Below are 22,561 nucleotides of genomic sequence, written 5' to 3' on the forward strand. Positions count from 1 at the left end.
GGTCGAACACAAGAAAGACGTGGTGATCCTGCTCGACTCCATCACCCGTCTGGCTCGCGCCTACAACACCGTGATCCCGAGCTCCGGCAAGGTACTGACCGGTGGTGTCGATGCCCACGCCCTGGAGAAACCGAAACGTTTCTTCGGCGCCGCACGGAACATCGAAGAAGGCGGCTCGCTGACCATTATCGCCACCGCGCTGGTTGAAACCGGCTCGAAGATGGACGAAGTGATCTACGAGGAATTCAAAGGCACGGGCAACATGGAACTGCCTCTGGATCGCCGCATCGCTGAAAAACGCGTTTTCCCGGCCATCAACATCAACCGTTCCGGCACTCGCCGCGAAGAGTTGCTGACCGCCGACGACGAGTTGCAGCGCATGTGGATCCTGCGCAAGCTGCTGCACCCGATGGACGAAATCGCTGCCATCGAGTTCCTGGTCGACAAGCTGAAAACGACCAAGACCAACGACGAGTTCTTCTTGTCGATGAAGCGCAAGTAAGACGGTTTTCCAACCGCTAAAAATGGCGTCCTTCGGGGCGCCATTTTTTTTGCAAAAAAAAAGGGAGGTTTACGACTAGGGTTGGTCTGTAAACAAACGAAATGGGTCGACGAGCCCAGAACTTTAATCTGACTGGCATTTTCTGTTTATGAGCACACTTGCTTATCGAAGGGATATCGACGGCTTGCGGGCAATCGCCGTGATCGCGGTGGTGTTGTTCCATTTTGGCGTTCCTGGCTTTACCGGCGGCTTTGTCGGTGTTGATGTTTTCTTCGTGATTTCCGGTTACCTGATCACTTCGATCATCTGGAACCAGCGTCAGGCCGGGCGTTTCAGCTTTGTCGATTTCTGGGCGCGACGTGCCCGGCGGATCCTGCCAGCGCTGTTTGTGATGATTCTTGCGGTGCTGGCGGTGGGCTGGTTCCTGTTGGCGCCCAAGGACTATGAAGAGCTGGGGCGCTCGGTGCGCTACCAGGTGATGTTCGTCTCTAACATCTTGTTCATGCGCCAGGATGGTTATTTCGATGTGGCTTCCGACCTCAAGCCGTTGCTGCATACCTGGTCGCTGGCGGTTGAAGAGCAGTTCTACATTGTCTTCCCGCTGCTGCTGACGGTGCTGTCGAGCCGCCTCAAACACTGGCGGCTGGCATTGTTCGGTGTGCTGCTGGTGTCGTTCGGGCTTAGCGTCTGGGCCGTGGCGCACCACCCGGAAAAAGCTTTTTTCCTGTTACCGATGCGCGCCTGGGAGCTGTTGGCCGGCGCCATGTTGGCGGTTGCGCCCAGAAGCCACTGGCGCCTCACCACGGCCGGAGCCCAGGCTGTCAGCCTGTTCGGCTTCGGGCTGATTCTGTTGGCGGTGTTTGCCTACGACAACAGCACGCCATTCCCCGGTGCTGCGGCGCTGTTGCCGACCCTCGGCGTGGTCGTGCTGATCTGGGCCAACGGCCATCGGCAGACGCTGATCGGTGGGTTGCTGGCCAGTCGTGTGCTGGTGGGCCTCGGGTTGATTTCCTATTCCTGGTACCTGTGGCATTGGCCGGTGTTTGTGTTCGCCAGTTATGCCAGCGTCGATGAGTCGGGGCCGGTGGAGATTGCAGGGCTGATTCTGCTCACGCTGGTGCTCGGTTATCTGTCGTGGCGCTTCGTCGAGACGCCGTTCCGCGAGCGCCGGTTGTTGGCGGGACGTCGGCAGATCCTGATGGCGGCCGGTTGCGGTGTGCTGGTGCTCGGCCTGGCCGGCCAGGCATTGCGCTGGACCGATGGCTTGCCTTCGCGCTTGTCGGATGAGACGTTGCAGTACGCCAAGGGCAAGGAATGGCGGCCGGAACTGATGAAGTGCCTGGCCAACGACAAGACCCCTGACGACAAGCTGTTTTGTCACTACGGAACGTCAGCGCCGACGGCCCCAAAAGCCCTGGTCTGGGGCGACAGCCATGCCACGGCGCTGATCCCGGTCTTCGACGATGGCGCGCAACAGCATGGGGTCAGCGTGATTCTCGCCAGTTCCCCGGGCTGCATTCCGGTCGAAGGGCTTGAGCACGATCAGCAATGTGCCCGGTTCAATCGCCGGGTCGAGAAGGCGTTGAAGCCCCAGTCGGTGGCCGATGTGGTGCTGGTCGCGCGTTGGAGCCTGTACCTCTATGGCGATGTGAAGGGCGATCTGGGTCATGCGCTGCGTGATTCCCATGGCCGATATGAGCGTCCCGTCGCCGAGCAGCGTCTGGCTGACGGCTTGCAGGCGACGATTCGGCAACTGCGCGCAGGTGGGCATCGCGTCTGGCTGGTCAAGGAAGCACCGCTGCAACAGTTCAGCCCGCCCTATCGCCTGACGCGCCTGGCCATGTTGCATCGCCCGACCGATGACGTCGGTTTGGCAGTGACCGAGCACTTCAAGCGCCAGGCCTTTATCAGCCAACTGTTCGCTCAACTGGCCGCTGCCAATCCAGGGGTGACCGTGGTGGATCCGGCGCCGCTGCTGTGTGATGACGCGGGGCTGTGCCGGGTCGAACTCGACGGGCATTCGCTGTATACCGACGACAATCACCTGTCGGAGATTGGCGCACGGCTCGTGGCGCCGGTGCTTGAGCCACTGTTCAAGCGCTTGCAGGCCCAAGCCACAGTCGGCAATGGCAACGTGAATGCGGCGAAGTAAGCAGCGATAAGCTGCCAGCGGCCGGCAGAGCAGGTAGGATGTACGCCTATTTTACGGGTGCCATCATCAATGAAATTCAAGGATCTTCGGGATTTCGTGCAGCAGCTTGAGCAGCGCGGAGAGTTGAAACGCATCCATGTCCCTGTCTCTCCAGTGCTGGAGATGACCGAGGTGTGTGATCGCACGCTGCGGGCCAAGGGCCCGGCGTTGCTGTTCGAGAACCCGACCGGCTACGACATCCCGGTCCTCGGCAACCTGTTCGGCACTCCCGAGCGGGTGGCCATGGGCATGGGCGCCGAAGCGGTCAGCGAGCTGCGCGAAATCGGCAAGTTGCTGGCGTTCCTCAAGGAACCCGAGCCGCCGAAGGGCTTGAAAGATGCCTGGTCCAAGCTGCCGATCTTCCGCAAGATCATCGCCATGGCGCCGAAAGTCGTCAAAGACGCGGTGTGCCAGGAAGTGGTCATCGAAGGCGACGACGTCGATCTGGCGATGCTGCCCGTGCAGACTTGCTGGCCTGGCGACGTCGGCCCGCTGATCACCTGGGGCCTGACCGTCACCAAAGGCCCGAACAAGGACCGCCAGAACCTCGGCATCTATCGTCAGCAAGTGATCGGCCGCAACAAGGTCATCATGCGTTGGCTGAGTCACCGTGGCGGCGCGTTGGACTATCGCGAGTGGTGCGAAAAGCATCCCGGCCAGCCGTTTCCGGTGTCCGTGGCCCTCGGTGCTGACCCGGCGACCATCCTCGGCGCCGTGACACCAGTGCCGGACAGCCTGTCCGAATACGCTTTCGCCGGTCTGCTGCGCGGTAACCGCACCGAACTGGTGAAGTGCCGTGGCAACGACCTGCAAGTGCCGGCCACTGCCGAAATCATCCTCGAAGGCGTGATCCACCCGGGCGAAATGGCCGACGAAGGTCCGTACGGCGATCACACCGGTTATTACAACGAAGTCGACAGCTTCCCGGTGTTCACCGTCGAGCGCATTACCCACCGGATCAAACCGATCTACCACAGCACCTACACCGGCCGTCCACCGGATGAACCGGCGATTCTCGGTGTGGCGCTGAACGAAGTGTTCGTGCCGATCCTGCAGAAGCAATTTCCGGAGATCACCGACTTCTACCTGCCGCCCGAAGGCTGCTCGTACCGCATGGCCATCGTGACCATGAAGAAGTCGTATCCGGGGCATGCCAAGCGGGTAATGCTCGGTGTCTGGTCGTTTTTGCGACAGTTCATGTACACCAAGTTCGTTATCGTCACTGACGACGATATCAACGCGCGAGACTGGAACGACGTGGTCTGGGCCATCACCACGCGCATGGACCCCAAGCGCGACACGGTGATAATCGACAACACGCCGATCGATTATCTCGACTTCGCCTCGCCGGTGTCCGGCCTGGGGTCGAAGATGGGGCTCGATGCCACGCATAAATGGCCCGGCGAAACCACTCGCGAGTGGGGCCGGGTGATCGTCAAGGATGAAGCCGTGACCAAACGGATCGATGCCATCTGGAATCAGTTAGGAATAGATTGATGCGTGTAACCTTGCAGCCCTCCGGAGCAGTGCTTGAGATATTGCCCGGCGAGCGGATTCTCGATGGCGCGCGGCGGCTGGGCTATGAATGCCCGCAAAGCTGCCGCAACGGCAATTGCCACGTCTGCGCGGCGTTGCTGGTGGAAGGCCGGGTCGAACAGGCCGGCCATGTGCGTGACCACGGCGAGTTCTACACTTGCATAGCAGAGCCGCTGGAAGACTGCATCGTGCTGTGGGATGGCGTGCTCGCGCTGGGAGAACTGCCGGTGCGCAGCTTGTCGTGTCAGGTCATTGAATGCAGGGACGTTGGCGGGGATACCTTTCGGGTTCACCTGCGGGCACCGGCCGGCAAGCCACCGCGCTATCACGCCGGTCAGTATTTGATGATCGAGCGTGAGAACGGTGAGAAATCTGCGTTTTCCCTGGCCTCGGCACCGCATGCCGGGCGCGACCTGGAAATCCATGTGCTGGCGCGCGAAAGCAGTGCGCTGAGCCTGATCGACCAGTTGCAACGCAACGCCATGGTGCGCATCGAAATGCCCTTCGGCGACACCCACTTGGCCGAGTTGCCGGACGGACCATTGGTGCTGATCGCCGCCGGCACCGGCATGGGCCAGATCCACAGTCTGATCGAGCATTGCCGCGCCACCGGTTTCAAGCATCCGGTGCATCTGTATTGGGGCGTGCGCCGTCCCGAAGACTTTTATGAAATCGAACATTGGGACGAATGGCTGAAACTGCCCAATCTGTTCCTGCATAAAGTCGTCAGCGATCAATGCGGTTGGGAAGGGCGCTGCGGCATGCTGCATGAGGCGGTGTGCGAGGACTTTGCTGATCTGAAGTCGCTGCATGTCTACGCCAGCGGCTCACCGGCCATGGTCTACGGCACGCTGGATGCGTTGGTCGAGGCGGGGATGGATGCGCATCAAATGCGCGCTGATGTGTTTGCGTACGCGCCGCGATCTTGATCCGCGGTCTGATCGTTATAACTCCCTATATAGCCGATCGGTATTTATAGATTTATATAAATACCGGTAGGTTATATGCCATGTAGGCAATTATTTAAGAACTGTGCCATGGCACTTAAATTGCCTTAAAACATATGTGCCTTATTGTTACAGCGGTGCGTTCTATTAAGTAATTCTTTATCCGCGGGGAGCTGAACGCTATTCGCCATGAGCGCCATTGAATCTGCTTTTCTGAACCTGGCTTATCCTCCGCGGCTCGATCTTGGGCCGCAGCTTACGCACGAACAATTGCTCAGCTCGATGCAATCGACCATGGCGCGCCACAAGGGTGGGCCGGTCTGGCTGTTCGCCTACGGGTCACTGATCTGGCGTCCTGAATGCCCGGCGGTGGAGCGTGTTCGCGGTCGAGTGCACGGCTATCATCGCGGTTTGTACCTGTGGTCCCACGAACATCGCGGCACGCCGGAAGTGCCGGGCCTGGTGTTTGGCCTGGATCGCGGCGGCTCTTGCAGCGGTTTCGCTTATCGCCTTCCCGAAGAACAACTCGAAGCGTCGCTCTATGCCTTGTGGCAGCGCGAAATGCCATTCCCGTCTTATCGCCCACACTGGCTCAACTGCCGTCTCGAAGACGGAAGCCAGGTTCAGGCGTTGGGATTCGTTTTGGAGCGGCACCTGCCCAGCTATGCCGGCAACTTGCCGGATCACGTGCTGAGCCAGGTATTCGAAAGCGCTTGCGGGCGTTACGGCACCACTCGCGATTACGTCGAGCAGACCGCCAACGCCCTGCGTAGCCACGCCATGCCAGACAAGAATCTGGAGGCGCGGCTCAAGCGTTGCAAATCAAAAGACGATCAGGCGATCGCCTCGCGGCTTTGACTGGCGACGTTCTTGTGACCCAGCGTGGGTGCCAGGAACGCCATCGCCAGCAGGCAGGCGACAACCAGCAGGATGAAGCCGCCATCCCAGCCGAAATAGTCCACGGTGTAACCCATCAGCGCACTGGCCGCGACTGAACCACCCAGGTAACCGAACAGACCGGTAAAGCCCGCGGCGGTACCGGCGGCTTTCTTCGGCACCAATTCCAGCGCTTGCAAACCCACCAGCATTACCGGGCCGTAGATCAGGAAGCCGATCGCGAAGAGCGAGATCATGTCGATCATCGGGTTGCCCGGCGGATTCAGCCAATACACGATGGTCGCAACGGTCACCAACGCCATGAACACCATGCCGGTCAGGCCGCGATTGCCTCGGAAGATCTTGTCCGACATCCAGCCGCACAACAACGTGCCGGGAATGCCTGCCCACTCGTACAGAAAGTAAGCCCACGAAGTCTTGTCGAAGTCGAAGTGCTTGACCTCCTTGAGGTAGGTCGGTGCCCAGTCCAGGATGCCGTAGCGCAACAGGTAGACGAAGACGTTGGCCAAGGCGATGAACCAGAGCATTTTGTTGCGCAGCACGTATTTGACGAAGATGTCCTTGGCGCTGAATTCTTCTTCGTGGCTGGCGTCGTAGCCTTCCGGGTAATCGTTCTTGTACTTCTCGATCGGCGGCAGGCCGGTCGATTGCGGGGTGTCGCGCATCACAATGAAGGCAAACACGGCGACCAGCAGCGCCACGGCGGCCGGTACGTAGAACTTGCTGTGCCAGTCGTTGAACCAGCCCATGCCGAGAATCGCCAACGGGCCGATCAAGCCGCCGCCAACGTTATGCGCGGTGTTCCAGACCGATACCACGCCACCGCGTTCTTTCTGCGACCACCAGTGCACCATGGTCCGCCCGCTCGGTGGCCAGCCCATGCCTTGCGCCCAGCCGTTGATGAACAACAGGATGAACATCATGGTCACGCTGGACGTCGCCCACGGTGCGAAACCGAAAACGAACATCACCCCGGCAGACACCACCAGGCCAAAGGGCAGGAAGTAACGCGGGTTGGAACGGTCGGACACGATGCCCATCAGGAACTTGGACAGACCGTAGGCAATCGCAATCGCCGACATCGCCACACCCAGTTGACCCTTTGTATAGCCTTGGGCAATCAGGTCCGGGAACGCCAGGGTGAAGTTCTTGCGCAGCAGGTAGTAACCCGCATAGCCAATGAAAATCCCGGCGAAGATCTGCCAGCGAAGGCGTCGGTAGGTGCTGTCTATTTTTTCTTCAGGCAATGGAGCCTGATGTGCGGCAGGACGAAAGAAAGCAAACATTCAAGAGCTCCAGATTTCTTGTTTTGACTGCGGATGCGAATGTTACAGTTTCGTTACCGAAAATAGCACCGGTTCGCATTGGCAAAACAGCGGAAATGTTGGAGATCGCGTGTTCCTTTATGAACATGTCGCTCAGATATAAGTGAAGGACGGTGTGGGAAAGGTTACCGATAGGGCTTCGTGCGGCTGGCGCCTCGAAATAGCACGGCTTTTGCGGAAACGTCCTTCATATAAAGAAGAAGCGATCCAGCCAGTAGTGTCTACCGGCCAGATCGCTTCATCAGGTTCAGCGAACCTGCAACACCACTTTCCCGACCGCTTTGCGCTGGCCAAGATCATTGATCGCCTGCGCCGCATTGCTCAGCGGATACACCTGCGACACCAGCGGCTTCAACTTGCCTTCGGCAAACCAGCCAAACAATTGCTGGAAGTTCGCCGCGTTGTCCTGGGGTTGGCGCTGGGCAAACGAGCCCCAGAACACGCCGACCACCGCTGCGCCTTTGAGCAGGGCGAGGTTGACCGGGAATTCGGGGATGCGTCCGCTGGCGAAACCCACTACCAGCAAGCGGCCGTTCCAGGCGATGGCGCGTACGGCTTGGTCGAACAGGTCGCCGCCGACCGGATCGTAGATCACGTCGGCGCCCTGGCCGTCGGTCAGGCGTTTGATTTCGTCCTTGAGACTGGTTTCGCTGTAGTTGATCAGTTCATCGGCGCCGGCGGCCTTGGCCACGGCGAGTTTTTCCGCGCTGCTGGCGGCGGCGATCACCCGGGCGCCCATGGCTTTGCCGATTTCCACGGCGGCCAGGCCGACACCGCCGGATGCGCCGAGCACCAGCAGGGTTTCGCCCGGTTGCAGGTTGGCGCGTTGCTTGAGGGCGTGCATCGAGGTGCCGTAGGTCATGCTGAATGCAGCGGCGGTGTTGAAGTCCATCGACGGCGGGATCGGCAGCACGTTGTAGCCCGGCACGGCGACCTGTTCGGCGAAGCTGCCCCAACCGGTCAGGGCCATGACCCGGTCGCCAACCTTGAGGTGGCTGACCTTTTCGCCCACGGCACTGACCACACCCGCCGCTTCACCGCCCGGGGAAAACGGGAAGGGCGGCTTGAACTGGTATTTGCCCTCGATGATCAGCGTGTCCGGGAAGTTGACCCCGGCGGCGTGCACGTCCAGCAGGATTTCGTTCTTCTTCGCGACAGGACTGGCGACGTCTTCCAGCACCAGCGATTCGGCGGGGCCGAAGGCTTTGCATAGCACGGCTTTCATCAGGGCTATTCCTTTGGGAGTGATGGCCGATAAGTGTAGGTGTGTGAATCGTTGGGTCAACGAGCATGCCCGGCCCTGATAACCAGCCATAAGCTTGTGCTTGCGCGTCGGGTCGATATGCTAGGCCGCAAACCGGATAAGGAGCGAATTGTGAAAGCGTGGATCATGTTGATGCTGGCCCTGTCTCTGCCCATGGCAGCGATGGCCGAAGAAGCCGCCAAAGAAGGCGAAGCCCCGAAAGTCAGCTACCTGACCCTGAGCCCGCCATTCGTGGGGAACTATGGGTTGGACGGCACGCCGAAGCTGAAGGTGTTCAAGGCTGACGTGGCGTTGCGCGTGACCGGTGAAGAAGCGACCAAACTGGTGAAGGCCAATGAGCCGTTGATTCGCAATCAACTGGTGGCGTTGTTCACCCAGCAAACCACCGAGGCGATGAACACCGTCGAGGGCAAGGAAAAGCTGCGTCAGGAAGCGTTGAAGCAAACCCAGCAAGTGATGAATGACGAAACGGGTAAGCCGGTGGTTGAGGATCTGTTGTTTAACAACTTGATCATTCAGTAAGACATTCGTCGTCCGGGCCGGCCTCTTCGCGAGCAGGCCCGCTCCCACAGGCATCTCCAGTGAACGCGGATCCATTGTGGGAGCGAGCCTGCTCGCGAATGTTGTAGTCGCAATAAAGCTCAAGGTTTCAGCGCAATCACCGCCGCCCACTGCTCGGCGGTCACCGGCATCACCGACAACCGCGACCCTTTCTGCACCAGTGGCATCTCAGCCAGCACCGTCTGCTGCTTCAGATAATCCAGCTTCAACACCCTGGAAAACGTCTCGACATGCGCGACATCAATCGCGCTCCAGGCGTTTTTATCGGCAGTAGCCTTCGGATCGTAGTAATGACTCTCAGGCTCCAGCGCCGTCGGGTCTGGATAGGCCGCTTCAACTATTTTGCCGATCCCGGCAATTCCTGGCTCCGGGCAGCTGGAGTGATAGAAGAAGAACTCGTCACCCACCGCCATCGCCCGCAGGAAATTACGTGCCTGATAGTTGCGAACCCCGTCCCAGCGCGCTTTGCCTAGCTTCGCAAGGTCGTTGATCGAGAGCTCGTCGGGCTCGGATTTCATCAGCCAATAAGCCATGGTTTTTGCTCCTTGCGAGGTGAGTGGGCAAGTTGTCGGGCAATTTTATGACAAACCGACAGTCGGTTGACGCCAGTGTTTGCGTGTCGGTTCACGTTGTCGCAAAATGCCGGCCTTCTAAGCTTGACGCTGCTGCACGGCCTACAACGGAAACCGCTGCTGTCATCGTGTTGATGTGCCTTTGGGGGGCAATCGATGAAACGCAAACCGGATTTACTATGGATTTTGGTTATTTTGTTCGGCCTCGGCGTCGTGACCACCGGCTATGCCCAAAGCTTGTGGAGCAACAAGACGGATGCGCCGATCGAAATCGCGCAGCAACAACAGCCGTCTGCCTTCAAGCGCTGAACCTGTCTTCCGGACGCCGCTGATTCCAGTGGCGTCAGCCTGCGAAATACCACGCCTTGTCGGTCACCGTTCCTTGCAACGGCACATCCCAGCTCGCTTGAGCCAATCGTTCGACCTTCTGACATTCATGGGCCAGCCCCAATAGCGTCGGCTTGCGCCAGGTTTTGCGCCGCGCCAGATACGCCAGGCTGCGGTCGTAGAAACCACCGCCCATGCCCAGGCGTCCACCGACATCGTCAAAACCCACCAATGGCAACAGCACCAGATCGAGCGCCCAGACTTTGCGTTGTCGGGCGACGTTGTGCCGTGGTTCGAGAATGCGGAAGCGGTTGGGTTTGAGTTTTTCGCCGGGGCGAATTCGCTGGAACACCATTTTGGTTCGTGGCCAGGCGCTGAGCACCGGAAGATAAGTCGCCTTGCCCCGGCGTTGCGCGGCACGCAGCAACACCCGCGGATCGATTTCACCGTCAGTGGGCAGATACAGAGAGATATGTTTTGCGCGGCGAAACTGTGGGTGCTGGGCCAATTGCTTATATAGCCCGCGAGCGGCCTGGCGCTGCTGACTGGGTGTCAGTGCGCGGCGGGCCTTGCGCAGCATGCGTCGAAGTTGCGGGCGGGGAAGCAGCGCAGGTTCGGTCATGAATTCAGCTTCGGCAGGACGAATACGTAAAGCGTACTCGTAAAAAAGCCGATGCCGGTATTTAAACCGGCATCGGACTGGAATCAGGCTCCCCGGATGAACCGCTGCTGACTTAGCCCTTGAACCCGAAAGTTCAAGGTGGAAGATGCAGTAGGCTTTAAGGCTTTCCGTCTAGCGGACATGCACACCAGCCCAACGTGCAGCCTCCAGGGTAGTGCGAATCGGCTCAGGGACGTGGTCAACTGGCAAGCACCCCAGGGAGTGACGCGAGTATACCCCAAGCGGTTTCGCGTTTCAGCCCTTGGTGACGTCCGGATCGGTTGCGAGCACCAGATCGACGCGATCGAGCAGGTCGCGAACCTGCTCACGGGTCGAACCGCTGGCCTGTACGTCCGGGCGTTCTTCCTTGTGCAGCAGGTCATGGGTGATGTTCAGCGCGGCCATCACGGCGATACGGTCGGCGCCGATGACTTTGCCGCTGCTGCGGATTTCGCGCATCTTGCCGTCCAGGTAACGGGCGGCACTCACCAGGTTGCTGCGCTCTTCCTGGGGGCAGATGATCGAATATTCTTTGTCGAGGATCTGCACGGTAACGCTATTGCTTGAACTCATGAGTACTTGCTCCAGGGCTTTGAGGCGCGAAATCATCGATTCGACCTTACGCCGGGCGATTTCGTTTTTTTCAATGAGGTGCGCGCGTTCCTCGCGCCAGGTTTTTTCCTGCGCTAATAGGAGTCCGTTTTGGCTCTTTAGTTGCTCGACTCGGCTAATTAGCAGCTCAAGTCTTGCCATCAGCGCTTGCAGATCGGTGTCTTCCATTGTGTCCACTGAATTTGTGTCTGATGGGGGAAAGCTGCGGGACAGCCTTTAATAGTCTTGGCGAGTCTGTCGATGTAGGATACAAGGCCTTCATTCTAGACATAGCGCCGTCTGGCGCCTAGCTGCCCATGCCCATTCAGAATTCCCCGTACCAAGCCTTCTCCACCCTGCTGACTTCCAGCGGTCATAACGTCTCGCCTGCCGAACTGCATGGCCTGTTGCTCGGCCGCAGTTGCGCCGGTGCCGGCTTCGAAGCCGACAGCTGGCTGTCCGACGCTGGCGAGCTGCTCGAAGGCGAACCGCAAGATAACGTTCGCAACGCCTTGATCGGCCTGCAAGAGATGGTCAAGGGCGAGCTGACCGGCGACGACATGACCGTCGTTCTGCTGCTGCCAACCGACGATGCGCCGCTGGCCGATCGCGCTGCTGCACTGGGCCAATGGTGCCAGGGCTTCCTCGCTGGCTTCGGTCTGACCTATCGCGACAACGCGCTGAGCACTGAAGCGACCGAGGTCCTGCAAGACCTGGCCGCCATCGCCCAGGTGCAAGACGCCCTGGAAGAGTCCGACGACGGCGAAAGCGACTACATGGAAGTCATGGAGTATCTGCGCGTCGCGCCGCTGCTGCTGTTCACCGAAACCAAGAAACCTGCCGAGCCGGCCGCTGCCAAACCGTCGTTGCATTAATCGCCTGCCAGGGAAAGCCATCTGCCCATGATTCATATCCCGAAATCGGAATACAGTCGTCGCCGCAAGGCCTTGATGGCGCAGATGGAACCCAACAGCATCGCGATCCTGCCCGCCGCCGCGGTGGCGATCCGCAACCGCGACGTCGAGCACGTTTACCGTCAGGACAGCGACTTCCAGTACCTCAGCGGTTTCCCCGAGCCTCAAGCCGTCATCGTTTTGATGCCCGGCCGTGAGCACGGCGAATACCTGCTGTTTTGCCGCGAACGCAACGCCGAACGCGAGCTGTGGGACGGCCTTCGCGCCGGCCAGGAAGGCGCGATCCGCGACTTCGGCGCCGACGACGCGTTCCCCATTACCGACATCGACGACATCCTGCCGGGCCTGATCGAAGGGCGCGACCGGGTGTATTCGGCCATGGGCAGCAACCCTGAATTTGACCGGCACCTGATGGACTGGATCAACGTGATCCGCTCTAAAGCGCACCTCGGCGCCCAGCCGCCGAACGAATTCGTTGCCCTGGATCATCTGCTGCACGACATGCGCCTGTATAAATCGGCGGCAGAAGTGAAGGTGATGCGCGAAGCCGCACGGATTTCCGCCCAGGCGCATATCCGCGCGATGCAGGCCAGCCGCGCCGGGTTGCATGAGTTCAGCCTGGAAGCCGAGCTTGATTACGAGTTCCGCAAGGGTGGGGCGAAGATGCCGGCGTATGGCTCGATCGTTGCCTCGGGGCGCAACAGCTGCATCCTGCATTACCAGCAGAATGACGCGGTGCTCAAGGACGGCGACCTGGTGTTGATTGATGCCGGTTGCGAAATCGATTGCTACGCCAGCGATATCACTCGCACCTGGCCGGTCAACGGCAAGTATTCAGCCGAGCAGAAGGCGATCTACGAGTTGGTGCTGGCCTCGCAAGAAGCGGCGTTCGCCGAGATCGCACCGAACAAACACTGGAATCAGGCACACGAAGCCACGGTCCGGGTGATTACTACCGGGTTGGTGAAACTGGGCCTGTTGCAGGGCGACGTCGACGAGTTGATCGCCAGCGAAGCCTATAAAGCGTTTTACATGCACCGCGCCGGCCACTGGCTGGGCATGGATGTGCACGACGTCGGCGAGTACAAGGTCGGCGGCGAATGGCGCGTGCTGGAAGTCGGCATGGCGCTGACGGTGGAGCCGGGGATCTACATCTCCCCCGACAACCCGAACGTGGCGAAGAAATGGCGCGGCATTGGCGTGCGCATTGAGGACGACGTGGTAGTGACCAAGACCGGTTGTGAAATCCTGACGAAAGGCGTGCCGAAAACGGTCGCCGAGATCGAGGCCTTGATGGCGCAAGCACGGACACAAGCGGCATGAGTCGAGTCAATCTGGCAATCATCGGTGGCGGCCTGGTCGGCGCGAGTCTGGCGTTGGCCTTGCAGGCCGGGGCCAAGGCGCGCGGCTGGAAGATCGTGCTGATCGAACCGTTCGCCCCCGGTGACAGCTATCAGCCGAGCTACGACGCGCGTTCTTCGGCGCTGTCCTATGGCGCCAAGCAGATCTATCAACGGTTGGGCGTGTGGCAGGAAATCTCCCGTCGCGCCGAGCCGATCAAGCAGATTCATGTCTCCGACCGTGGGCGTTTTTCCACGGCTAGACTGTCGGCGATGGAAGAGGGCGTTCCGGCTCTCGGTTATGTGGTGGAAAACGCCTGGCTTGGCCAATGCCTCTGGCAAGGCCTGGACAAGGACGTGGTCAGTTGGCGTTGCCCGGCTGAAGTCACGCGCATGGAACCGCTGACCGATGGCTATCGCCTGACCCTCAATGACGAAACCACGCTGGAATGCGACCTCGCGGTGCTCGCCGATGGCGGCCGTTCCGGTCTGCGCGAGCAACTGGGGATCGGCATCAAGACGCGCCCGTACAACCAGAGCGCGCTGATCGCCAATATCACTCCGAGCGAAGCCCATAACGGCATGGCGTTCGAGCGCTTCACCGATGACGGCCCGATGGCGTTGTTGCCGCTGCCGGACAATCGCTGCGCCCTGGTCTGGACCCGTCTGGGCATGGACGCGCAACGGCTGGCGGCCCTCGATGAAAAGAGCTTCCTCAGCGAGTTGCAGGGCGTGTTCGGTTATCGCCTCGGCACGTTGAAACAGGTCGGCGCGCGGCATTTGTACCCGCTGACCTTGATCGAGGCCGAAGAGCAGGTGCGTCCGCATCTGGCGATTCTCGGCAACGCCGCTCACAGCTTGCATCCGATTGCGGGGCAGGGGTTCAACCTGTCCTTGCGCGATGCCCAGGCCTTGGCCGATGCGTTGCTGGCCAGCGAAACCTCGCCCGGCGACTTTGCGACGTTGCAGGCTTATCGCGAGCGCCAGCGCATGGATCAGAACCTGACCGTGGGCTTCTCCGATCAGGTCACGCGCCTGTTCGGCAGCACCCAGCCGCTGGTGTCCCTGGGCCGTAATATCGGCCTGCTCGGCCTCGATCTGTTGCCGCCGGCCAAGCGCTGGTTCGCCCGGCAGGCCATGGGTTTGGGTACTCGCCCGGATGCTTAAGTGGCTGACTGCAAAATTCGGCAAGGCGCGGTTGATGCGCTGGGTCATGACGTTCTACCCGCCGTACCTCGGCGCCGGTGTCCGAGTGCAGCACATCAGCGATGACTTCCGGGACATCAAAGTGTCCATGGGTTTGGGCTGGTACAACCGCAATTACGTGGGCACCCAGTTCGGTGGCAGCCTGTATTCGATGGTCGATCCGTTCTACATGCTGATGCTGATGGAAAACCTCGGGCACCGTTACATCGTCTGGGACAAAGCCGCCGACATCGATTTCATTGCGCCGGGCAAAGGCCCGGTGTTCGCCCGCTTCAATATCGACGAGATCTTGCTCGACGAGATCCGCCGGCAGACGGCGAGTGGCGAAAAATACCTGCCGCAGTTGCAGGTCGATATTCACGACGGCGCCGGCACCTTGGTGGCGCGGGTCGAAAAAACCCTTTACGTGCGGCTCAAGCCGCAAGCGAGACAGGCTTAAAGCATGGAAATGCGCGCAGATCTGCTGATTGTCGGGGCCGGAATGGTCGGTAGCGCTCTGGCGCTGGCGTTACAGGACAGCGGGCTGGAAGTCCTGCTGCTGGACGGCAGCCCCATGAGCGTCAAACCCTTCGATGCCCAAGCGACATTCGAGCCGCGAGTCAGCGCCTTGTCGGCCGCCAGCCAGCGCATTCTTGAGCGCCTCTGCGTGTGGGACGGCATCGCCAGCCGGCGCAGCAGCCCCTACACCGATATGCACGTCTGGGATGGCAGCGGCACCGGGCAAATCCATTTTTCGGCGGCCAGTGTGCACGCCGACGTATTGGGCCATATCGTCGAAAACCGCGTGGTGCAGGACGCCTTGCTCGACCGCTTGCACGACTGTGACCTCGGAATGCTGGCCAATGCGCGCCTGGAGCAGATGCGCCGCTCCGGCGATGACTGGCTGCTGACCCTGGCCGATGGCCGCACCTTGCGCGCGCCGTTGGTGATCGCGGCGGACGGCGCCAACTCGGCGGTGCGACGCCTGACCGGCGTCGCGACCCGTGAATGGGACTACATGCATCACGCGATCGTGACCAGCGTGCGCAGCTCCAAACCGCATCAGATGACCGCTTGGCAGCGGTTTACCGATAACGGGCCACTGGCGTTTCTGCCGCTGGAACGGGACGGTCAGCAGGATTGGTGTTCGATCGTCTGGTCGACCACGCCGAGTGAAGCCGAACGCCTGATGGCGCTGGATGACCAAGGTTTCTGCCGTGAGCTGGAGCGGGCCTTCGAGGGGCGTTTGGGTACAGTGCTCAGCGCTGATCCGCGTGTGTGCGTGCCGTTGCGTCAACGGCATGCTAAGCGCTATGTGGCAGAAGGCCTGGCGCTGATCGGCGATGCGGCGCACACCATCCACCCGTTGGCCGGGCAGGGCGTGAACCTCGGTTTCCTCGATGCGGCGGTGCTGGCTGAAGTGTTGCTGCAAGCGGCGGAACGCGGCGAGCGTTTGGCGGATGTGAAAGTCCTCAGCCGTTACGAGCGTCGGCGCATGCCGCACAACCTGGCGCTGATGGCGGCGATGGAAGGTTTCGAGCGCCTGTTCCAGGCCGATCCGCTGCCGGTGCGCTGGTTGCGCAATGCCGGGTTGAAGATCGTCGAGCAGTTGCCGGAGGCCAAGGCGTTGTTTGTGCGTGAAGCGCTGGGGTTGACCGGGGATTTGCCGGCGCTGGCCAAGGCTTGAGATTTTCGCTGGGGCTGATGGCCTCTTCGCGGGCAAGCCTCGCTCCTACAGGGTTGAGGTGATCTGTAGGAGCGAGGCTTGCCCGCGAAGGCGTCAGAACATCGAACGCACATCTCAACCTGTGCAACATCTGGTAACTCACCCGCAAACTGTTCGATTGAGCTGGCAAATGTGAGTCCTTATCATTTGGCCTCATTTTTCAATCGAGACCGCTCCCATGTTGGCACCGAAGCGTCTATTGACCGCGCTGGCCCTGACCCTGATCGGCAGCATCGCCGCCCAGGCCGCCGACGAGGTGGTGGTTTACTCCTCACGCATCGACGAGCTGATCAAGCCAGTCTTCGATGCCTACACCGCGAAAACCGGTGTGCAGGTGAAGTTCATCACCGACAAGGAAGCGCCGCTGATGCAGCGCATCAAGGCCGAGGGCGAAAACGCCACCGCCGACCTGCTGCTCACCGTCGATGCCGGCAACCTCTGGCAGGCCGAGCAGATGGGCATTCTCCAGCCGTTCACTTCCAAGACCATCGACGCCAACATTCCTTTGCAATATCGCGCCGCGTCCCACGCCTGGACCGGCCTCAGCCTGCGTGCGCGGACCATCGCCTATTCCACTGATCGCGTGAAACCCGGCGAACTGACTACTTATGAAGGGCTGGCCGACAAGCAATGGGAAGGTCGCCTGTGCCTGCGCACGGCGAAGAAGGTCTACAACCAGTCGCTGACCGCCACCATGATCGAAGTCCACGGCGCCGATAAAACCGAGAAGATCCTCAAGGGCTGGGTGAGTAACCTCTCCACCGACGTGTTCTCCGATGACATCGCGGTGCTGGAAGCGATCAACGCCGGGCAGTGCGACGTCGGCATCGTCAACACCTACTACTACGGTCGACTGCACAAACAGAAACCGGACCTGGCGGTGAAGCTGTTCTGGCCGAACCAGGGCGACCGTGGCGTGCACGTCAATCTGTCGGGCATCGGCCTGACCAAACATGCGCCGCACCCGGAAGCGGCCAAGGCCTTGGTTGAGTGGATGACCACGCCGGAAGCGCAGAAGATCTTCGCCGATGTGAACCAGGAATTCCCGGCCAACCCGGCGGTACAGCCTTCGGCGGAAGTGGCGAGCTGGGGCAAGTTTGTCGCCGATACCTTGCCGGTGGAAATTGCCGGCAAGCGTCAGGCCGAAGCGATCCGCATGATGGATCGCGCTGGCTGGAACTGAAGATCAAAAGATCGCAGCCTCGTTTCACTCGACAGCTCCTACATTGGGATCGCGTAACCCTGTAGGAGCTGTCGAGTGAAACGAGGCTGCGATCTTTTTGCGGTGTACATACACTTCTGCTGATTCACCCCTGAGAGCTTTTCCTTGGCCCACCCCGCCCAACGCCGCTGGTACCCCCTGGTCTTCGCCATCGCCGCGCTGGTCCTGCTGCCGCTGAGCGTGCTGTTTTTCTCTTGGCAAACCATCGATCAACAAATCTGGTCCCACCTCTGGGACACGCAGATGCCACGGCTGTTGGGCAACACCCTGACCCTGGTGCTCGGCGTCGGTGTCGGTGTGACGCTGTTGGGCGTGAGCCTGGCCTGGCTTACCAGCCTCTGTGAATTCCCCGGTCGGCGCTGGCTGGATTGGGCGTTGATGCTGCCGTTCGCGATTCCCGCCTACGTGCTGGCGTTCGTCTTCGTCGGCCTGCTGGATTTCGCCGGTCCCGTGCAAACCCTGATGCGCGAATGGTTCGGCACCGGGCTGCGCTTGCCGCGAGTGCGATCCACCGGCGGCGTGATTCTCGTGCTGGTGCTGGTGTTCTACCCCTACGTTTACCTGTTGGCGCGCACCGCGTTCCTCGCTCAGGGCAAAGGCCTGATGGAAGCCGCCCGAGTCCTCGGACAATCGCCATGGCAAGCGTTCTGGCGTGTCGCATTGCCCATGGCGCGCCCGGCCATCGGTGCCGGTGTGGCGCTCGCGTTGATGGAAACCCTGGCGGATTTCGGTGCGGTGTCGGTGTTCAACTTCGACACCTTCACCACCGCGATCTACAAAACCTGGTACGGCTTCTTCAGCCTCTCGACCGCCGCGCAACTGGCCAGCCTGTTGCTGCTGGTGGTGATGGTCGTGTTGTACGGCGAGCGCCGCGCCCGGGGCGCCAATCGGGCGAGCAACGAGCGGCCGCGGGTCAAGGCGCTGTATCACCTGCGCGGCTTCAAGGCGTTGGCGGCGATGAGTTGGTGCGGGCTGGTGTTCGCCTGCGCCTTCGTGATTCCGATGCTGCAACTGCTCGTTTGGTTCTGGCAGCGCGGGCGCTTCGATCTGGATGAGCGTTACGCCGGACTGATCGTCCACACCCTGTACCTTGGCGGTATGGCCGCGCTGATCACCGTCAGCGTCGCCTTGCTGCTGGCGTTTGCCCGACGCCTGGCGCCGACCCGGGCGATCCGTTCCGGCGTCAGCCTGGCCAACCTCGGCTACGCCTTGCCCGGTTCGGTGCTGGCGGTGTCGATCATGCTGGCGTTCAGTTATCTGGATCGCGAATTGGTGATCCCGCTGTCGGGCTGGCTCGGCGGTGCGGGCAAGCCGTTGTTGCTGGGCAGCCTGTCGGCGCTGATATTGGCCTATCTGGTGCGTTTCATTGCGGTGGCTTATGGGCCGCTGGAAAGCAGTCTGGCGCGAATACGGCCTTCTTTGCCCGAAGCGGCACGTAGCCTTGGGGTCAGTGGGCCACGACTGTTTTTCAAAGTGTATCTGCCGCTTTTGCTGCCCGGCACGTTGAGCGCGGCGTTGCTGGTGTTCGTCGATGTGCTCAAGGAAATGCCCGCGACCCTGCTGATGCGCCCGTTTGGCTGGGACACGCTGGCAGTTCGCATCTTTGAAATGACCAGCGAAGGAGAGTGGGCGAGGGCGTCGTTGCCGGCGCTGACCCTGGTTTTGGTCGGACTGTTACCGGTCATCGGATTGATTCGACGTTCGGCGCATCGAAACGCCTAGGTGCCAGTCCTACACCTTGCGGCTACAATGCGCGGCATTCGGTGCGGTCCGTCTGACAGATCAGGTAGCTGAAATCGGCTGTAGGCCTTCTATTTCAAGGCTTTCAACCCATGCAGTGCTTGCCCGCACCTTCGCCACGCCCGGAAGGAGAAACCCATGGGACAGCGTACGCCTCTGTATGACCTTCATCTCGCCCTCGGCGCGAAGATGGTCGATTTTGGCGGTTGGGATATGCCACTGCATTACGGCTCGCAGGTCGAGGAACACCATCAGGTGCGCCGCGATTGCGGGGTTTTCGATGTATCCCACATGACCGTGATCGATGTCGACGGCCCCCAGGCCAAGGCCTGGCTCCAGCATTTGCTGGCCAATGACGTCGAACGCCTGCACAGCCCCGGCCGTGCCTTGTACAGCACCATGCTCAACGAGCGCGGCGGCATCGTCGACGACATGCTTGTCTACCGTCTCGAAGAAGGCTATCGGCTGGTGGTCAACGCCTCCACCCGGGATCAGGATCTGGCCTGGATGCAGGCTCATCTCGACGGCTTCGATGTGCACCTGCTTGAGCGCTCCGAGTTGGCGATGCTGGCCATTCAAGGTCCCCACGCGCGGCACAAGATCGCCGAGCTGGTCACGCAGTCCCGTGGCAATCTCATCCAGATACTCAAACCTTTCGAAGGTCAGTTCGACGGTGACTGGTTTATCGCGCGCACCGGTTACACCGGCGAAGATGGCCTGGAAATCGTGTTGCCGGCCAATCAGGCTCCGGGTTTCTTCAACGACCTGGTGGGCGCGGGCATTTCGCCCATTGGTCTTGGCGCCCGGGATACCTTGCGCGTCGAAGCCGGGATGAACCTCTACGGTCAGGACATTCATCAAGATGTCTCACCGTTGGCCTCCAATATGGCCTGGAGCATTGCCTGGGAACCGGCCACGCGCCAGTTCATCGGGCGCGCAGCCCTCGAAGCCGAGAAGGCCAACGGCGTGCAGCACAAACTGGTCGGCCTGGTGCTTGAGGAACGTGGGGTTTTGCGCGCTCATCAAGTCGTCCGTATCGCCAATGTTGGCGAAGGGGAGATCACCAGTGGTAGTTTCTCTCCTACGCTTAGCAAGTCGATTGCACTGGCGCGCGTGCCGATGGCGACCGCCGACCGCGCAGAAGTGGAAATCCGTGGCAAGTGGTACCCGGTCCGAGTGGTCAAACCGACCTTCGTACGCCATGGCAAAACCTTGATCTAAACCTTTTCTGGCGGGCAACGACCGCTGACATTTTTCTTGAGGACACAGAACATGAGCGATATCCCTGCCGACCTGCGTTTTGCCGAAAGTCACGAATGGGCGCGTCTGGAAGCCGATGGCACGGTCACCGTGGGCATCAGCGATCACGCTCAGGAAGCCTTGGGCGACGTGGTGTTCGTTGAACTGACCGAAGTCGGCAAAGTGTTTGCTGCCGGCGATCAATCCGGTGTGGTTGAGTCGGTTAAAGCCGCCTCCGATATCTACTCGCCGATTGGCGGTGAAGTGATCGCGATCAATGAAGACCTGAGCGGTTCGCCTGAAGCGCTGAACACCGACCCGTACGGTGCCTGGATCTTCAAACTCAAGCCAAGCAACCCGGCTGAGCTGGACAAGCTGCTGGATGCGGCGGGCTACAAAGCCGCTATCGGCGAGTAACCTCCCCCCTGCAAAATCCATGTGGGAGCGAGCCTGCTCGCGAAAGCGCAGTATCAGTCGATGTAGATGTTGACTGACACACCGCCTTCGCGAGCAGGCTCGCTCCCACAGGTGTTTATAGCTTCAGCACCGATTTGACCGCCGCCACCGACCGCTCGACATCCGTCTTGGTCATGCTGGTAAACATCGGCAGCGAAACAATCAGGCGACCGACCCGTTCGGCCACTGGGAACATGCCTTCCTTGAAACCGCGCTCGCGGTAAAGACTCAGCAGGTGGATCGGCGGGTAGTGATAGCCGATGCCGACGCCCAGTGCCTGCATCTGCTCCATGAACGTAGCCCGCGCCGGTTGGCCGTCCTTACGTTCAGGCAGCACCAGTTGGAACAAGTGCCAGTTACTGTTCTCGAAATCCGCCGGCGGCAATTGCGCGCCGTACTGCGCTTCGAAATCCGCACCGAAACACGCGAAATAGTGCCGCGCCAGCTCACGCCGATGAGCCGTGATCGCCTCGATATGCGCAAACTGCCCCAGGCCAATCGCCGCCGCGACATCGGTCATGTTGAACTTGCCGCCCAGCACATCCACGTCCAGACCATCAAAACCGTTGCGGGTGACACCCTGCAGACGATACTTCTCCGCCAGCCGCACTTCTTCAGGCGTGTTCAGCACCAGGCAACCGCCCTCAGAAGAGGTGACGTTCTTGTTCGCCTGGAAACTGAACGACACGAATTCGCCGGTGGCGCCGATGCGCTGGCCATTCCAGCTCGAACCCAAAGCTTGGGCGGCATCTTCGACAATCCGCAAACCGTGCTTTTTGGCGATCGCATACAGCCGGTTCATATCCACCGGCAACCCGGCGAGGTACACCGGAATGATCGCCTTGCTGCGCGGCGTGATCGCGGCTTCCAGTTGATCCAGATCGATATTGCGGGTTACCGGGTCGATATCGGCAAACACTGGCGTGGCGCCGACTTCCAGAATCACGTTGGCGGTGGCAACCCAGGAAATCGGCGTGGTGATCACCTCATCGCCCGGTCCGATTCCGGCAATGCGCAGGGCGATTTCCATGGTGCAGGTGCCGGAATTGAAGGTGCGCACCGGACGCCCGCCGAAGAATTCCGAGAGTTGCGCTTCAAACGCCTGGACCTTGGGACCGCTGGTGATCCAGCCCGAACGCAGCACGTCGCCGACCGCGGCAATCGTGGCTTCATCGATGACGGGTTTGGAGAACGGCAGAAATGGCAGTTGGCTCATAAACGATAGACACCCGATAGCGGACGTTAAATAGGCGCCGAACATGATGCTCGGGATTGAGCGAAGCCGCCACGCCATCCGCTCGGGTATCGGCTGCTATGCTGGTTTGACCGTGTTGCATCGACGTTGAGCGCCAGTCAAGAGAGAGC

21 protein-coding genes, 1 other RNA gene and 2 pseudogenes are annotated in these 22,561 nt (G+C 60.5%); 16 read left to right on the top strand and 8 right to left on the bottom strand.

What is annotated here, in order from left to right; genetic code table 11:
- The 5 genes and pseudogenes from rho to ACIOYV_RS30235 all read left to right on the top strand — a co-directional run.
- Positions 1 to 502 (top strand): annotated as a pseudogene (rho, locus tag ACIOYV_RS30215) (transcription termination factor Rho); the annotation flags it as partial.
- A gap of 148 nt (positions 503 to 650) precedes the next feature.
- Positions 651 to 2,654 carry an acyltransferase family protein gene (locus tag ACIOYV_RS30220; protein ID WP_401329739.1) on the top strand — a complete coding sequence of 668 codons (2,004 nt, stop codon included), beginning with the start codon at positions 651 to 653 and terminating at the stop codon, positions 2,652 to 2,654.
- A gap of 69 nt (positions 2,655 to 2,723) precedes the next feature.
- A complete protein-coding gene (gene ubiD / locus ACIOYV_RS30225) occupies positions 2,724 to 4,190 on the top strand; it encodes a 4-hydroxy-3-polyprenylbenzoate decarboxylase (RefSeq protein WP_401329742.1) in 1,467 nt (488 codons plus the stop codon).
- Positions 4,190 to 5,158 carry a CDP-6-deoxy-delta-3,4-glucoseen reductase gene (locus ACIOYV_RS30230; RefSeq protein ID WP_290023282.1) on the top strand — a complete coding sequence of 323 codons (969 nt, stop codon included), beginning with the start codon at positions 4,190 to 4,192 and terminating at the stop codon, positions 5,156 to 5,158. The genes ubiD and ACIOYV_RS30230 overlap by 1 nt, the downstream gene beginning before the upstream one ends.
- 207 nt (positions 5,159 to 5,365) lie before the next feature.
- Positions 5,366 to 6,034, top strand: a complete 669-nt coding sequence (locus ACIOYV_RS30235; RefSeq protein ID WP_054044646.1) for a gamma-glutamylcyclotransferase — start codon at positions 5,366 to 5,368, stop codon at positions 6,032 to 6,034.
- Here ACIOYV_RS30235 and glpT read toward each other — a convergent pair.
- Positions 6,010 to 7,359 (bottom strand): glycerol-3-phosphate transporter, encoded by a 1,350-nt coding sequence (gene glpT / locus ACIOYV_RS30240; protein ID WP_033060633.1) that lies wholly within the window; start codon positions 7,357 to 7,359, stop codon positions 6,010 to 6,012. The two genes, ACIOYV_RS30235 and glpT, sit on opposite strands and share 25 nt — an antisense overlap.
- A 286-nt stretch (positions 7,360 to 7,645) precedes the next feature.
- Positions 7,646 to 8,623 carry an NADPH:quinone oxidoreductase family protein gene (locus ACIOYV_RS30245; RefSeq protein ID WP_401329747.1) on the bottom strand — a complete coding sequence of 326 codons (978 nt, stop codon included), beginning with the start codon at positions 8,621 to 8,623 and terminating at the stop codon, positions 7,646 to 7,648.
- 150 nt (positions 8,624 to 8,773) lie between these two features.
- On the opposite strand from ACIOYV_RS30245, the gene ACIOYV_RS30250 reads away from it, so the two are divergent.
- A complete protein-coding gene (locus ACIOYV_RS30250) occupies positions 8,774 to 9,184 on the top strand; it encodes a flagellar basal body-associated protein FliL (RefSeq protein ID WP_054044634.1) in 411 nt (136 codons plus the stop codon).
- 119 nt (positions 9,185 to 9,303) lie between these two features.
- On the opposite strand, the gene ACIOYV_RS30255 is transcribed toward ACIOYV_RS30250, so the two are convergent.
- Complete coding sequence (locus ACIOYV_RS30255; RefSeq protein WP_401329750.1) at positions 9,304 to 9,756, bottom strand: EVE domain-containing protein; 453 nt, start codon at positions 9,754 to 9,756, stop codon at positions 9,304 to 9,306.
- Between the two features lie 195 nt (positions 9,757 to 9,951).
- Between ACIOYV_RS30255 and ACIOYV_RS30260 the strand changes: the two genes are divergently transcribed.
- On the top strand, positions 9,952 to 10,104 hold the full coding sequence (locus ACIOYV_RS30260) for a hypothetical protein (RefSeq protein ID WP_008024268.1): 153 nt from the start codon (positions 9,952 to 9,954) through the stop codon (positions 10,102 to 10,104).
- A 34-nt stretch (positions 10,105 to 10,138) separates the two neighbouring features.
- Here the strand turns inward: ACIOYV_RS30260 and ACIOYV_RS30265 are convergent, their stop codons facing one another.
- From ACIOYV_RS30265 to ACIOYV_RS30280, 4 genes and pseudogenes are all read right to left on the bottom strand, one after another.
- On the bottom strand, positions 10,139 to 10,744 hold the full coding sequence (locus tag ACIOYV_RS30265; protein ID WP_054617000.1) for a 5-formyltetrahydrofolate cyclo-ligase: 606 nt from the start codon (positions 10,742 to 10,744) through the stop codon (positions 10,139 to 10,141).
- A gap of 85 nt (positions 10,745 to 10,829) precedes the next feature.
- Positions 10,830 to 11,008: non-coding RNA, 6S RNA (gene ssrS / locus ACIOYV_RS30270), on the bottom strand.
- Positions 11,009 to 11,038: 30 nt separating this feature from the next.
- On the bottom strand, positions 11,039 to 11,356 hold the full coding sequence (locus ACIOYV_RS30275) for a cell division protein ZapA (protein WP_007942435.1): 318 nt from the start codon (positions 11,354 to 11,356) through the stop codon (positions 11,039 to 11,041).
- A gap of 66 nt (positions 11,357 to 11,422) precedes the next feature.
- Positions 11,423 to 11,563, bottom strand: a pseudogene (locus ACIOYV_RS30280) (TIGR02449 family protein); the annotation flags it as partial.
- Between the two features lie 128 nt (positions 11,564 to 11,691).
- Here ACIOYV_RS30280 and ACIOYV_RS30285 point away from each other — a divergent pair.
- The 9 genes from ACIOYV_RS30285 to gcvH all read left to right on the top strand — a co-directional run bounded on the left by ACIOYV_RS30285 (position 11,692) and on the right by gcvH (position 21,157).
- Positions 11,692 to 12,249: a YecA family protein gene (locus tag ACIOYV_RS30285; RefSeq protein ID WP_401329755.1), complete on the top strand. Its 558-nt coding sequence runs from the start codon at positions 11,692 to 11,694 to the stop codon at positions 12,247 to 12,249.
- Positions 12,250 to 12,276: 27 nt separating this feature from the next.
- Positions 12,277 to 13,611 carry a Xaa-Pro aminopeptidase gene (gene pepP / locus ACIOYV_RS30290; RefSeq protein ID WP_163910755.1) on the top strand — a complete coding sequence of 445 codons (1,335 nt, stop codon included), beginning with the start codon at positions 12,277 to 12,279 and terminating at the stop codon, positions 13,609 to 13,611.
- A complete protein-coding gene (ubiH, locus tag ACIOYV_RS30295; protein WP_163910758.1) occupies positions 13,608 to 14,795 on the top strand; it encodes a 2-octaprenyl-6-methoxyphenyl hydroxylase in 1,188 nt (395 codons plus the stop codon). The genes pepP and ubiH overlap by 4 nt, the downstream gene beginning before the upstream one ends.
- A complete protein-coding gene (locus ACIOYV_RS30300) occupies positions 14,788 to 15,273 on the top strand; it encodes a DUF4442 domain-containing protein (RefSeq protein WP_401329759.1) in 486 nt (161 codons plus the stop codon). The genes ubiH and ACIOYV_RS30300 overlap by 8 nt, the downstream gene beginning before the upstream one ends.
- Before the next feature lie 9 nt (positions 15,274 to 15,282).
- Entirely contained in the window at positions 15,283 to 16,500 is a 1,218-nt protein-coding gene (locus ACIOYV_RS30305) for a 2-octaprenyl-3-methyl-6-methoxy-1,4-benzoquinol hydroxylase (RefSeq protein WP_401329835.1), read from the top strand.
- Positions 16,501 to 16,717: 217 nt separating this feature from the next.
- Complete coding sequence (locus ACIOYV_RS30310) at positions 16,718 to 17,722, top strand: extracellular solute-binding protein (protein ID WP_401329762.1); 1,005 nt, start codon at positions 16,718 to 16,720, stop codon at positions 17,720 to 17,722.
- Positions 17,723 to 17,866: 144 nt separating this feature from the next.
- Positions 17,867 to 19,483 carry an ABC transporter permease gene (locus ACIOYV_RS30315; RefSeq protein WP_401329765.1) on the top strand — a complete coding sequence of 539 codons (1,617 nt, stop codon included), beginning with the start codon at positions 17,867 to 17,869 and terminating at the stop codon, positions 19,481 to 19,483.
- Positions 19,484 to 19,639: 156 nt separating this feature from the next.
- Positions 19,640 to 20,722: a glycine cleavage system aminomethyltransferase GcvT gene (gene gcvT, locus ACIOYV_RS30320; protein ID WP_401329767.1), complete on the top strand. Its 1,083-nt coding sequence runs from the start codon at positions 19,640 to 19,642 to the stop codon at positions 20,720 to 20,722.
- A gap of 51 nt (positions 20,723 to 20,773) precedes the next feature.
- Positions 20,774 to 21,157, top strand: a complete 384-nt coding sequence (gcvH, locus tag ACIOYV_RS30325; RefSeq protein ID WP_054044613.1) for a glycine cleavage system protein GcvH — start codon at positions 20,774 to 20,776, stop codon at positions 21,155 to 21,157.
- Positions 21,158 to 21,272: 115 nt separating this feature from the next.
- On the opposite strand, the gene ACIOYV_RS30330 is transcribed toward gcvH, so the two are convergent.
- Entirely contained in the window at positions 21,273 to 22,412 is a 1,140-nt protein-coding gene (locus ACIOYV_RS30330) for a DegT/DnrJ/EryC1/StrS family aminotransferase (RefSeq protein WP_401329770.1), read from the bottom strand.
- Positions 22,413 to 22,561 lie beyond the last annotated feature (149 nt).

Source organism: Pseudomonas sp. NPDC087342 (assembly GCF_044744265.1).
GTDB lineage: Bacteria > Pseudomonadota > Gammaproteobacteria > Pseudomonadales > Pseudomonadaceae > Aquipseudomonas > Aquipseudomonas nunensis.